Source organism: Brevundimonas sp. (genome assembly GCF_046295595.1).
In the GTDB taxonomy this organism is placed as follows: domain Bacteria; phylum Pseudomonadota; class Alphaproteobacteria; order Caulobacterales; family Caulobacteraceae; genus Brevundimonas.
On the sequence record NZ_JBKBMX010000007.1, the window covers coordinates 78353 to 90951 of the forward strand.

12 protein-coding genes and 1 pseudogene are annotated in these 12599 nt (G+C 68.4%); 1 reads left to right on the plus strand and 12 read right to left on the minus strand.

The features are described 5' to 3' along the window. Positions 1-24: 24 nt before the first annotated feature. Genes ACK4JY_RS07045 through ACK4JY_RS07055 form a run of 3 tightly spaced genes read right to left on the minus strand, consistent with a single transcriptional unit; the run spans position 25 to position 4760 of the window. A complete protein-coding gene (locus ACK4JY_RS07045) occupies positions 25-2472 on the minus strand; it encodes an LPS-assembly protein LptD (RefSeq protein WP_409604136.1) in 2448 nt (815 codons plus the stop codon). Positions 2473-2526: 54 nt separating this feature from the next. Continuing rightward, positions 2527-3630 (minus strand): LptF/LptG family permease, encoded by a 1104-nt coding sequence (locus ACK4JY_RS07050; protein WP_409604137.1) that lies wholly within the window; start codon positions 3628-3630, stop codon positions 2527-2529. After that, positions 3627-4760, minus strand: coding sequence for an LptF/LptG family permease (locus tag ACK4JY_RS07055; RefSeq protein ID WP_409604139.1), 1134 nt, complete (start codon positions 4758-4760; stop codon positions 3627-3629). The genes ACK4JY_RS07050 and ACK4JY_RS07055 overlap by 4 nt, the downstream gene beginning before the upstream one ends. A 132-nt stretch (positions 4761-4892) precedes the next feature. Between ACK4JY_RS07055 and ACK4JY_RS07060 the strand changes: the two genes are divergently transcribed. Beyond that, positions 4893-6368: a leucyl aminopeptidase gene (locus ACK4JY_RS07060; RefSeq protein WP_409604141.1), complete on the plus strand. Its 1476-nt coding sequence runs from the start codon at positions 4893-4895 to the stop codon at positions 6366-6368. A gap of 266 nt (positions 6369-6634) precedes the next feature. On the opposite strand, the gene ACK4JY_RS07065 is transcribed toward ACK4JY_RS07060, so the two are convergent. The 9 genes and pseudogenes from ACK4JY_RS07065 to ACK4JY_RS07105 all read right to left on the minus strand — a co-directional run bounded on the left by ACK4JY_RS07065 (position 6635) and on the right by ACK4JY_RS07105 (position 12462). Further along, a complete protein-coding gene (locus ACK4JY_RS07065) occupies positions 6635-6955 on the minus strand; it encodes a peptidase inhibitor I78 (protein WP_409604143.1) in 321 nt (106 codons plus the stop codon). After that, positions 6952-7224 carry a hemolysin gene (locus ACK4JY_RS07070; RefSeq protein WP_409604144.1) on the minus strand — a complete coding sequence of 91 codons (273 nt, stop codon included), beginning with the start codon at positions 7222-7224 and terminating at the stop codon, positions 6952-6954. The genes ACK4JY_RS07065 and ACK4JY_RS07070 overlap by 4 nt, the downstream gene beginning before the upstream one ends. After that, positions 7221-7514, minus strand: coding sequence for an I78 family peptidase inhibitor (locus ACK4JY_RS07075; protein ID WP_409604146.1), 294 nt, complete (start codon positions 7512-7514; stop codon positions 7221-7223). The genes ACK4JY_RS07070 and ACK4JY_RS07075 overlap by 4 nt, the downstream gene beginning before the upstream one ends. A gap of 17 nt (positions 7515-7531) precedes the next feature. After that, on the minus strand, positions 7532-7846 hold the full coding sequence (locus tag ACK4JY_RS07080) for a hypothetical protein (RefSeq protein ID WP_409604147.1): 315 nt from the start codon (positions 7844-7846) through the stop codon (positions 7532-7534). A gap of 11 nt (positions 7847-7857) precedes the next feature. Next, entirely contained in the window at positions 7858-8316 is a 459-nt protein-coding gene (locus ACK4JY_RS07085; RefSeq protein ID WP_409604218.1) for a DNA polymerase III subunit chi, read from the minus strand. A 90-nt stretch (positions 8317-8406) separates the two neighbouring features. Continuing rightward, positions 8407-8727: pseudogene (locus tag ACK4JY_RS07090) on the minus strand (endonuclease domain-containing protein); the annotation flags it as partial. 96 nt (positions 8728-8823) lie between these two features. Further along, entirely contained in the window at positions 8824-10158 is a 1335-nt protein-coding gene (locus tag ACK4JY_RS07095) for a serine hydrolase (protein ID WP_409604149.1), read from the minus strand. Between the two features lie 176 nt (positions 10159-10334). Beyond that, positions 10335-10574: a DUF2164 domain-containing protein gene (locus tag ACK4JY_RS07100; protein ID WP_409604151.1), complete on the minus strand. Its 240-nt coding sequence runs from the start codon at positions 10572-10574 to the stop codon at positions 10335-10337. A gap of 1 nt (position 10575) precedes the next feature. Then, complete coding sequence (locus ACK4JY_RS07105) at positions 10576-12462, minus strand: ABC-F family ATP-binding cassette domain-containing protein (protein ID WP_409604153.1); 1887 nt, start codon at positions 12460-12462, stop codon at positions 10576-10578. Between the last annotated feature and the right edge of the window lie 137 nt (positions 12463-12599).

The following is a 12599-nucleotide window of genomic DNA, read 5'->3' on the forward strand; positions in this document are numbered from 1 at the left end:
CGCCTACAGGCGCCCGTCGCCACGTCAATATCCTGTACCGCCGAAAGTGGCGAGGGTTAGGCGTACGTAGGGACCCTCCGCAGGTCCAGACGGTCGTACGCTGGTGTTGTCGCGCCGCCACCCCAGTTCGAAACGGAAACAGTCATCGTCGAACAGCAGGCCGATCTCGGACCGCACCAGGTAGCCTGGATCGGGCTGACCGGGCCGTCGGGTCCGTTCGAGGTCGGCGACGCCGGAGAAGGCGACGCCCCAGTTGCCATAGACAAACTGCTGGCCCTCCAGCTGAACGAATTCGTAGTTGCGGTTCTCCGGCCCGACCACCGGATTGGAACGATCAAGAATGTAGCTGATCGTGGCGAGGTTGCGCCGTCCCCAACGGCCGTCGACCGCGATTTCCGCGCGCCGGACGTCGCCGCTGGAATCGATCGTTGCGTGACCCCAGCCGCGAATGCGGTCCGACGGCGAAAAGTCGCCCTGGACGACCCAGTCGGTGGTGTCCGACGCCAGACCCGACGGATCGTACACTTGCGTCGCCGCGTCCGGAACCGGCACGAGGAAGGCCGGCTCCCCGTCGGCTCGTATGCTGCGGCCGACGAAGAGGCTGGCTTGGCGACCCTCATCCCAACGCATGGTCGAACGGACGCCGGCCGTGATCCGGGGGCCGCCCTCGTAAAGGTCGTAACCGGGGAAACGATCGGTTCGGAACAGCGAGCTCTCGTCCAGCTCGACCGTCTGGCTATCCTCAATGGGAATGCGCGGGTCGAGGTCGGAATCGGTCGAGACCGACAGCTGCGCCGTCGGCTCGAGGATCAGGTCCGTTGCGCCGAACCGCCGTATCAGCGGGTAGCTGACGTCGATCCCGGCGGTGGCCCGGCCTCGCGCGATGACTTCGTCATCCAGCCCCAGCGACGGCGGCAGGTCGCCGATCGAATAGAGGTCGGCGCGCAGGTCGAGGAACGGCTCCCAGCGCACGCCGCCAGCCGAAATCACGGCGCGCCGCCAGTCAAGCTGGGTCGAGATCCGGCGAGTGTCCACGCCGGGCAAGCCGGAGACCGAACCGGTCGCCGTTGTTCCCGCACGAAGAACCGGGCTACCGACGTAGTTGTCGCGATACAGCGAAACTGCCGACCCCCGCAGGCGAAGGCGTCCACCGAGAACAGGCCCCTGGGGCTCCCAGCGCGCCTCGATCAGCGGGGCGACGACCGGCAGGGCGCCATCGTCCTCGAAAACGTTCAGCGCCGGCGTAACCGGGTCGAAACTGGCGACCCGGAGGCTTTGCAGGGTGAATGCGGCGACGGAAACATAGGACCGGTCGGTCTGATGCTCCGTGTAGATCTGGCTGATCAGCCGGCGCTGGTCGCCATAGTATAACCCGTTGTCCTGGTAGGGATCACGGACGTCGTAGCGGTCGAACAGGGTCTTGTCGGAGGTTCGCTCGGCCGTGAACCCCCAGCGCCACGGACCCTGCGGGTCGAAACGTCCGTGCCCAAGCAGGTAGCTTCGGCTGGTGCGTTCGCCGAAGGTGACGTTGCTCTCTGCATCACCATCGCCATCGAGGTCGAAATCGCCGAAATTGCGCTCGTAGGTGTAGCCGCCTCTCAGAACGACCGTCCCGTCAGCGAATCTGCGCCGCCACTGCAAGTTCAGGAGCGGCGCGATGTGGCTGTTGAATTGGGGGCTGATCAACCAGTCCTCTGAGGGCGACACGACCTGAAGGTAAGGAACCTCGAGGCTGACGCCTCGCCCCTCGTCATAACCGGGGCTGGGAACGAGGAATCCGGAGGCCCGCTCGACCGTCGGATCAGGGTGCGCGAACCAGGGCAAGTACAGCACCGGCACCCCGCCGACGCGAAACACGGCGTTGCGGTACAGCACCGCGCGCAGTTCCTCGTCCTGGACCACCTTTTCCGCCTGTATCGCGATGCTGGGTTCCTTGGGATTCCCTTCGGCATCGCAGATCGGGCAGGGCGTAAAGAGCGCATAGTTCAGTTCATTGACGTTCTCGCTCCGCCGCACCGCTGTCGCCGCCATGAGGCTGGCGCCGTTGCGGAAGCGGGTGGCGAAATCCACCGCCACGCCGGCCCGAAGGTCCGGATCGAGTTCCAGATGGCTGGCGAAGACCACCGTGCCTTCCGGATCGACGAACTCGACGCGGTCATCGGCGGTCCCCACGCCGGCGGCGAGATCATAGGTCAGCCGACCGGCGTGGAGCGTTGTATTGCGGAAGCGGGCGAGCACCCTTTGAGCGCCCCCGCTCGCTGACATCACGTCGCCGTCACGGGACACCGTTTCAGCGTCGATGTAGACCGCTCCGGGCGCCAGACCGTCGGGGCCGGCCGTCGTCGACTGAGGTGCGTTCGTCGCTTCCTGGGCCTGGGTCGCGCCGCTCCATGCGGCCATGGCGACGGCGGCGGCGCCGGCCAGCAGCCGGATGCGCAGGGCTCCTGGTTCGACGCGAGGGTCACGCGGCATTCAGGCTCACTCGGTGGACGGCGGGGGGCGGCGGGACGACGGGCGGTGCTTCGCTTAGCCGTCTTCGGTATAGAACAGCAAGGTGAAGGCGGCGAGCGCCGTCAGCAGCGGCGGGAGCCAGGCGGCGAGCCATGGGGGAATGACCTCGGCCGAGCCGAAGGCCGAGGCGGCCTGGTTGACGAAGAAGAAGCCGAAGCCCAGCACCACGGCCGCCAGGCTCATCCGCGCCAGGTCACCCAGCCGCATCAGGCGCAGGGAGAAGGCGGCCGCCAGGATCGACATGGCCGCGAACATCAACGGGGTGGCCAATAGTTGCTGCAGCCGCAGCCGGTAGGCGGTGCTCGAAAAGCCCGCGGCCTCGACCCGTGCGATCTGCGCCGGCAGCGACCAGAACGGTGTCGACTGGGGCCGGGCGAATCTTTCGAACGCCTCCTCGTCGGCGAGGCTGGAGAGGAGGTCGAGGGTCTCATAGCTTACGGCTCTCTGGCCAATCTGGGCGCCCACGGCGTCGACCAGCCGCCAGCGTCCCGCGCTCAGGGAGGCGGAGGCGGCGTCGATGCGTTCGCGGAAGACACGATGACCATTTCCGTCATTCGCGTAGATGAAGAAGGTCACGCCGATCAGGCGGGCGTTGCTGCGGTCCTGGCGCTCGGCGCGGATGACCATCTGGCGGGTGTCGTCGCCCTCGCGGATCCACACCGCCTCCGAGGCGTCGGTCGGGCCTGACAGACGGGTTCGCTCGCGCTGGAACAGGCCGTCGGCGGAGGCGGCGATGGGGCCGAGGGCGGTGACGGTGACAATTCCGAGCAGGAAGGCCGCGCCGGCGGCGGGCAGGACGAACCGCCAGGCCGACAGGCCGGCCGCGCGCATGGCGATCAGCTCGCTGCGGCGGTTGAGGCCGACAAAGGCGGCGAGGCTGCCGAACAGGAAGACGAACGGCAGCAGCTGGAGAATCACCTGCGGCGACTTGAGCAGCATCAGGCCGAGGATGCGCAGGCCGGAGAGGTCGACGTCGGAGCCGACGCCGCGCGAGATCTCCACGAAGTCGATCAGCATGATCAGGGCGGCGATGACGCCGAGGGCGATGGCCAGCGAGCGCGCCTGCTGGACCAGCACATAGCGCTCGATCCGCCCGAGACGAAGCCAGGCCGCGCTCACGCGACCCTTCCTTTCAGGCGCGCCAGGGCGGGCCAGGCGCGCCGGCGACGGGGCTTCAACGCCCGGAACAGCAGCCGCAGGGCGATGGCCGTGCCGGCGAGCGGCAGCAGATACTGGAAGACATTGAGCCAGCCGTTCCAGGCGCTGGCGGCGACGACGCCATAGCCGATGATGCGCAGGATCAGGAAGCCGCCGGCCACCCTGGCGATGCGCAGGCTGTAGCCGGTCCGGCTGAACTGGCCGCCGAGGATCGCCGACAGCGCCATGGCCATGGCGAGCAGGGCGTAGAGCGGCGCCGAAAGCCGCGAATGCGCCTCGGCCCTCAGTTCGCCGGCCGACCCGACGCGTTCGAGATCCTGCGGCGAAGGGTCGAGGAGTTGCGGCAGATAGAGGTCCGACGGCTTGTAGCGGACGGTGTCGGTCACCTCGGAATACTGGCCCAGCGGCACGTCCTGCCGGCCGAAGGAGAGGTGCTCCAGCACGCCGCGACTGGAATAGCGCTGCCACGAACCGTCGATCAGGGTCAGGATCGGCTCGCCGTCGATGCGCGCGAAGCGGGCCTCGGCGGCATCCCAGGTCGTGACCCGATCGTCCTCGGCCTGGTAGATGAAGATGTTCTTCAGCAGCCCGTTCTGCTCGATCTGCTGAACGTAGACGGTCAGGCCCTCAGGCCCCTGGACGAAGCGGCCCTCCTCGACCAGCAGGGCGGCCAGGTCGGTGCGCACGGCGAAGGCCTCGGCACGCGCCTGCCGCTGCGCCCACGGCTGCAAGGTGGTGGTGATGACCAGGGTCAGGACCGCCGCGATCGTGGCGATCTTCACCGCCGGGCGAATCGCCTGCCAGCGGGTGACGCCCGAGGCGAACACGGCGGTAAGCTCCTGTTCGCGCTGGAGGCGGGTGAGGGCCACAAGGGCGCCGACGAACAGCCCGATCGGAATGATCACCGCCAGAAGTTGCGGGACCGCGAGCAGGGTCAGCTTGATCATGACCCAGACGCTCTGGCCGCGTTCGACGATAACCTCGAGTTGATCGAGGCTCTGGCTCAGGATGCCGATTCCGGCCAGCGCGGCGCATGCTCCGACGACCGGGCGGGCGATCTGGCGAAATAGATAGCCTTGAATCAGCGTCATAAGCGGAGGAAATCGCCCGTTGCAGGCGGCGGCTGGAACGCCTCTAATACACATCCCCGCGCAGCGGCGACAGTCGCCCGATCGCGCCACTGCAAGTACGACCGGGGCGTTCCATCCCGGCAGGAGTAGCCCATGAATATCGAGTTCGTCGCGTCCGCCAGCGGAGCCGAAGTTTTGGCCGTGCTGGTTCACGAGGGGCGCGCCTTCCACGGCGCCGGCGCCGGCCTCGATACCGCCGCCACGGGCGCCCTGACCCGGGCCATGACCAACAGCCGCTTCACCGGCGGATCGAACAGCACCCTCGTCGTCGCGGCGCCGGCCGGCGTCGATGCCGGCACGATCGTCCTGACCGGCGCGGGCGAGAGCGCGAAATTCGACGATCTGGCGTTGGAGGCCGCGGCGGGCGCCGCCTATCACGCCGTCAAGCTTTCGGGCGCGACATCACTGACCATCGACGGGTCCGGCCTGACCGCCGACCAGGCCGCCCGCGCGGCCTTCGCGGCGCGTCTGGCCAGCTATCGCTTCCAGAAATACCGCACCACGCTGAAGCCCGAGAAGACGCCGTCGGTGGAGACCATCAAGGTCGTCGCCGGCGATGTGAAGGCCGCCCAAGCCGCCTACGACGGATTGTCGCCCGTGGCGGACGCCGTCGAATTCTCGCGCGATCTGGTCAGCGAGCCGGCCAACATCCTGTATCCGGAAGAGTTCGCCCGCCGGGTCAAGGCGCTGGAAAAACTGGGTCTCGAGGTCGAGATCCTCGGCGAGAAAGAGCTGGAGAAGCTCGGCTTCCGCACGCTGCTGGGGGTCGGACAGGGCAGCCGCCGCGAGAGCCAGGTCGCCATCATGAAATGGAACGGCGGGGCCAAGGGCGATCAGCCGATCGCTTTCGTCGGCAAGGGCGTGACCTTCGACACCGGCGGCATCTCCATCAAGCCGTCGGACGGCATGGAGGAGATGAAGTGGGACATGGGCGGCGCGGCCGCCGTCGCCGGCCTGATGCACGCCCTCGCCGGCCGCAAGGCGAAAGCCAATGTCGTCGGCGTCCTCGGCCTGGTCGAGAACATGCCCGACGGCAACGCCCAGCGCCCCGGCGACGTGGTCATGTCGCTGTCGGGCCAGTCGGTCGAGATCCTGAATACGGACGCCGAGGGCCGCCTCGTGCTGGCCGACTGCCTCTGGTACACCCAGGAGCGGTTCAAGCCGAAATTCATGCTCGACCTCGCCACCCTGACCGGCGCCATGATCGTCGCCTTGGGCCTGGAATATGCCGGCGTGTTCTCGAACTCGGACGAGCTGGCCAACAACTTCCTGGCCGCCGCGCCCAAGGTCGGCGAGAACGCCTGGCGGATGCCGATCCCGGCCGCTTATGAGCGCCACATCGACAGCCCGATCGCCGATGTGAAGAACACCGGCAATGGCCGCGCCGGCGGCTCGATCACGGCGGCCCTGTTCCTGCAGCGCTTCACCAATGGGGTGCCGTGGGCGCACATCGACATCGCCCCCACCGCCTGGGTCAAGGACAGCAAGTCCCCGACCGTGCCGGACGGCGCCGTCGGCTGGGGCGTCCGCACCCTGGACCGGATGGTGGCCGACAGCTACGAGGCCTGACGGGTTCCGGTCTCCCGGAACGGAACCACCGGCGGGGCTCGCGCTCCGCCGGTGATGTTCGTTTCCGGCTCTGGTCAGTGGTGAATTCGACCACTCCGGACGCGAGCTGAACGCGCAGTCTGGTCACACCGACCAGCCAGAAACGGGACAATCGGGCGGGACAGGCGGGACATTTCCGGGACAATATCCGGGATATGTCGGGACAAACCCGGGACATCAACCGGGACAGCCGGGATACCCGGGACGGCCCGCGCGCCGAGCCCGGATCAGCCGCAGGTGAGGCGGACCACGGTCTGGCTTTCCGGATCGATCTCGATGTTCAGGCGCTCCCGCCGCAGGTCCTGGGTGACCGGCTCGCCGGTCTGGAACGTCCGCCACAGGGCGCCGGCGGGAGCCGCCGGCAGGTCCGCCCGCGCGCGCCCGATCCAGTCCTGACGTTCGGCCGCGCCGCAGGCGTCCGTCGGCGGCGCGGTCGCGGGCGCGGCAGGCCCCGCGGCAGCCGACGCGGAGGGCTGGGCGGCCGGCTCAGGCGCGCCCTCGGCACAGGCGGCGAGCGCCAGCACCGCGGCGAAGGGGAGCAGGATCAACCGCAATCGACGCTCCTGATGATGCCGGTCGCCTCGTCGAAGCGGACGTTGAGACGATCGGGACGCAGGTCCTTGGTCGTCGGGCAGGTGGTGCAGACCACCCGGACGTTGGCGTCGGCCGGGAAGGTCACGGCGCCGACGTGCGACCCGATCAGCGAGCGGGCGCCAGCGGCGTCGCAACGCTGGGGGATCGGCTCCATCGGCGACCCGGGCGCCGGAGCGCAGGCGGCCAGCGTCAGGGCGCCGGCGGTGAGGATCAGGGCTCTCATCCGCATTTCACCTCGCGGATCACGCCGCTGGCCTCGTCATAGAGGACGTTCAGGCGGCTGGGGCTGTAGTCCATCGTCACCGGGCAGGTCGTGCAGGTCACGCGCCAGGTCTCGTTGGACGGCTTCGGCGGCAGCTCCGAACGGTTGCGGCCGATGAAGCGCTGATACTGGTCGGCGCGGCACTGCGACGGGCCGTCTTGCGGCGGCATGGGCGCCGGCGCGGTTTCGACGGGGGCGCAGGCCGCGGCCAGCAGGCCGGCGGCGGCGAGGCCGAGAATCTGTGATTTCATGGGGCGGTTCCTCTGGTTCAGCCGCATCGGACCTGTTCGACGATGCCGGACTGGTCGTTGAAGAAGATGTTCAGGCGGTGGGGGGAGAAGTCCTCGGTGACGGGGCAGGTGGTGCAGGTCACCCGGCGGTTGACCACCTGGACCGGAACGGGGATTTCCGTCTTCGGTTTCCCGACCAGCCACTGCAATTCGCCGGCGCGGCACAGGTCGGCGGTGGGGTTGACGGGGCGGGCCCCGATCGGCTGGCTCATCTGGGCCTCCTCGATGGCGCGGGGCGCCGGCGCGTCCGACACGGGGGTCGAGCAGGCGGACAGCGCCGCCAAGGCAATCACGGACGGGGCGATCAGGCGGCTTTTTCCCAGCGGCCCTCGGGCGACTGCTTCCAGTAGGCGAGATTGGCGCCGGCCTCCTTCAGCGTCTTCCAGCGCACCCGGGCCGCGCTGACCGCCGCCTCGTTCCTGCCGTCGAAGATGATGAAGCATCGATCGAACCCTTTCGTATCGCCAAGCTGTGCGTCGTCGAGGATGAACAGCGCCTGAGCGTCGTTCGGGTTCTCATCCGATTGCGTCAACAGAATGGGCTGACGCGCCGCTTCCGGCTCCGTCGCCCGGCCGTGGGCGAGAAAACTGTCCTCGCGGTAGGTCCAGAGCCGTTCGTCGATGTCATCCAGCAGCCGGTCGTCGGCGGCGCGGACCAGCGCCCGCCAGCCCCGCTCGCGGGTCTTCTCCAGCAGGCCGGGCAGGACCTGGTCGAGCGTCGAGCGCTCGAGGTGGTAGAACCAGATTTCGGGGCCCGAGCTCAATTCCTTCCCCCCTTGCGGGGGAAGGTGGCTCGCGGAGCGAGACGGATGGGGGGTGTGTTCCCCGGTCTTTGCAGCATGAGCGCGGATCTCATCGAGGACGGTGTTCGGCTTTCCGAGAATCGTCCCGTTCGGGAAGCGCAGGATGACGAAGCCTTGAGAGCGAAGCCAGTCGTCCCGTGACCGATCTTCGGCCTCGCGCAGCACGTGAACGCCGCCGTCGGCTTCAAGCACCAGTTTGTGGGAGGGGCAACAGCAGTCGGCGACATAGGGGCCGAGGGGCATCTGACGGCGAAAGCGCAGGTTGTCGATCTGGCGGTTGCGAACGAGGGCCCACAACGCCTTTTCGGCGGTGGTCGGCGTTTTGCGCTGGCGGCGCGCCGAGGCGTAGGCGCGGTCATGGTGGACGGCCATGGGGGGAGGCTATGCTCGATAGACCGCGCTGGCACCCCCCATCCGACCCGCTTCGCGGGCCACCTTCCCCCGCAAGGGGGGAAGGAACTCTTCGCGTTACCGCTTCGGCGCGGGCATGTCGCGGCCGCCCTGGTGCAGGACGGCGCCATCGACCGAGCCCGAGGCGTCGCGGGTGAAGGTGACCTGGGCGTCGACCTCGCGGAGGAAGAAGGCGTCGGCGGATTCCGCATGCAGTTCGAAGGCCTGCTGGCCGGTGGCCTGGACCATCAGCCGGCCGTCGACGACCGAGACGGTGAGGGCGAAGGTCGGCGCCAGATCATAGACGCCCACGTAGCCTTGCAGCACCTCGGGGGCGACCGTGAAAGCCTGACGCTCGCTGGGCAGGGTGACGGTCTGGCCGCGGGCCAGCGCGAGGAGGGAGCCGCCGACCTGGTCGGAGCCGGGGCCGTTGAGATTGCCCAGCACCACGACCGTCATCCGGCGCGCCGGATCCCAGGCCATATAGGTGTTGAAGCCCTCGATGCCGCCGGAGTGGGTGATGGTCGTGTCTCCGTCCGTCTCCTTGACGATCAGGCCGAAGGCGTACTGGTTGCGCACGGGCGTGGTCAGGAGGGTCAGCGAGTCCGCACGCAGCAGACGGCCGCCGAACAGCCCCTGTTCCCATTTCAGCAGGTCGCGGGTGGTCGAATAGAGGGCGCCCGCGCCCTGGGGGATGCTCATGTCGATATAGTCGGCGTTGACGAACCCCTCGGCGGTCGGGCTGTAGCCCGAGGCGCGACGCGGCAGGATGGCGGCGTGGCTATCGTAGCCGCTGTCGCTCATGCCGAGGGGCTGGAAGAGGGTCCCCGCGACGAAGTCGGCGTAGGACTGGCCGCTGGCCTTTTCGACGATCGCGGTCAGCAGGATGTAGCCGGAGTTGGAATAGCTCCAGCCCTCTCCCGGCTGGAATTCCAGCGGGCGGTCGCGAAAGCGCGCGATCAGGCTGTCGATCGTGGCCGGCAGGGTCCTCGACGCCTCATACTCGTCGAAATCGGTGAAGTTGGGGATGCCGGCGGTGTGGCTGAGCAGGTGGCGCGTGGTCACCGCGTCCCAGGCCGCCGGCGCGCCGGGCAGATACGTCTTCACCGGCGCATCGAGATCGACCAGGCCGCGCTCGTGCAGGAGCATGACGGCGACGGCGGTGAATTGCTTGGTCACCGAACCCAGGCGAAATTTGGTGTCGCCGTCGTTGGGAATGCTCCATTCCCGGTTGGCGAAGCCATAGCCGCGGTCGAGCAGGATTTCGCCGTCGCGCGCGACCAGAACCGAGCCCGAGAACTCGTCCGCCGCGACGGCGGCGCGCACGACCTCGTCCATCCGCGCCGGGTCCTGGGCGAGGGCGGGGGCGGCGGACAGGACCAGGGCGGTCAGGCCGGCGAGGACGAGACGCATTCCACCGCGATGAGCCCGGAACGGGTCAGGGGCGCTCTGGCCCGGGTGGGAAGAGAGTTTGTTGTTGGACATCTGGCGCCCCCCGCTGAGCGTGACCATCACGCTGTCGGTGCATGATGCCATGACCGGCGGCCGTGGATGCAGCCGGCGACATTAGGGTTTTGTAATCCGGCGACCTAACCGCGCTCGAGCCCATAGATGGCCTCGGCGATATCCTCGACCCTGGCGCTCACCACGGCCCGGGCGTCATGGAGGCCGCGGTTGTAGAAAAACGGCCCGATCTCGCGGCCGAGGAAGTCCAGCAACATCTCCGCGGGCAGGGCGGCGAGGTCCGTCTCCAGCTCGTCGCGGAAATACGCCCGCAGCCTGGCCGTGATGTCGGCGGTTTCCTCACGGCTGAAGACGATCGGCTTCATCTCAGCTGACGTCCGCCAGGGCTTCTTCGGCCTGGACCCAGGCGGCTTCGGCGGCGTCGAGGTCGGTCTGGGTCCTGGTGCGGGCGCGGGTCAGGCCTTCGAGGGCCCGGGGATTGTTGACCGAGGCGTTGGCCATGTCGTCGTCGATGCGGGCGAGCTCGGCGGTCAGCTGGGCCATCCGCTCCTCGGCCTTCTTGACAGCGTGACGCAGGGTTGAGGGAGAAGGGCCTGATTTCTTGTCGTTCTTCTTGCCCTTGTTGTTCGACGCGGGCGCGGAGACGGCGGCCTCTTCCTTGATCTGGCTCGGTTTGACGGCGGCCTGTTTGGCGCGGTCGAGGACGAATTTGGCGTAGTCGTCCATGTCGCCGTCCCACGGCTTGACCGTGCCGTCGGCGGCCAGCCACAGGCGGTCGGCGACCATCTCCATCAACGAGCGGTCGTGGGTGATCAGGATGACGGCGCCGTTGTAGTCGTTGAGGGCGTCGAGCAGGGCGCGGCGGCTGTCGATGTCGAGGTGGTTGGTCGGTTCGTCGAGGATCAGGACGTGGGGCGCGTCCATCGCCACCTGGTTGAGCAGCAGGCGGGCGCGCTCGCCGCCGGACAGGGCGGCGACGGTGGTCTCCTGCTTCTCATAGCCGAGGCCCCATTGCGCCAGTTTCGAGCGGCGGCTGCTCTCGGGGGCGTCGGGCATGGCGCGGCGGATGATCTCCAGCGGGGTGTCGGTCGGGTCCATGGCCTCGATCTGGTGCTGGTGGAACCAGCCGACGCGCATCTTGCGGTCGCGGTGCAGTTCGCCGGTCTCGACGTTGAGGGCGCCGGCGATCATCTTGGCGAAGGTCGACTTGCCGGCGCCGTTGACGCCCAGCAGGCCGATGCGGTCGTCGAGGTCCATGCGCAGGTTGAGATTGCGCAGGATCGGCTTGCCGGGCTCGTAGCCGACATTGGCCCCTTCGAGACGGATCAGGGGCGGGGCCAGGGGGCGCGGCGGCGAGGGCAGGGTGAAGGGGGCGACGCGCTCCTCGGGCGGCAGTTCGACGGGCTGGAGCTTGGCCAGCCGCTTGACCCGGGACTGGGCCTGGGCGGCCTTGTTGGCCTTGGCCCCGAAGCGGTCGACGAACGACTGCAGGTGGGCGCGCTCGGCCTCCTGTTTGGCGCGGGTCGCGGTCAGCAGGCGGACCTTCTCGGCGCGCAGCTTTTCGAAGGAGTCGTAGTTGCCGGTGTAGATCTCCAGCTTGAGGTTGGAGAGGTGCAGGATGTGGGTGCAGACCTCGTTCAGCATCTCGCGGTCGTGGGAGATGATCAGGGCGGTGTGCGGGTATTTCTTGAGGCGGGCCTCAAGCCACAGGGCGCCTTCGAGGTCGAGGTAGTTGGTCGGTTCGTCGAGCAGCAGCATGTCCGGCTCGGCGAACAGGGCGGCGGCGAGGGCGACGCGCATGCGCCAGCCGCCCGAGAACTCCGACATCGGCCGCTGCTGGTTCTCGTGGTCGAAGCCGAGGCCGACGAGGATTTCGGCGGCGCGGGCCGGGGCGGCGTCGGCGTCGATCTCGATCAGCCGGGCCCAGATCTCGCCCATCTCCTCGGGGGCGGCGGTTTCAAGCCGACCCAGCAGGGTGTGGCGTTCGACGTCGGCCTCGAGGATGGTTTCGAGCACGCTGACGGGGGTGGCGGGGTGTTCCTGGTCGACCGAGGCGATGCGGGCGGTCTTGGGCAGGGTGATCTCGTCACCGCTCGCCGCCAGTTCGCCGAGGATCAGCTTGAACAGGGTCGACTTGCCGATGCCGTTGCGGCCGACCAGCCCGACCTTTGAGCCGGGCGGCAGGGAGACGGAGGCGTCCTCGAGGAATTTGCGGCCCCAGGCGTTGAAGGTCAGGTCGGTGATCTGGAGCATGCGAAGAGGTCGGTCCGATAGGCGAGGGTCGCTCCCCGCGGGCGGCGAGCGACAGGTCAGGAAGGGATCGTCCCTCAAGGAGCGAGCGGCCGCGCCGCGAGCCTCAGGGACGCCTTGGAAAGGGCGGAGGGCGCGTC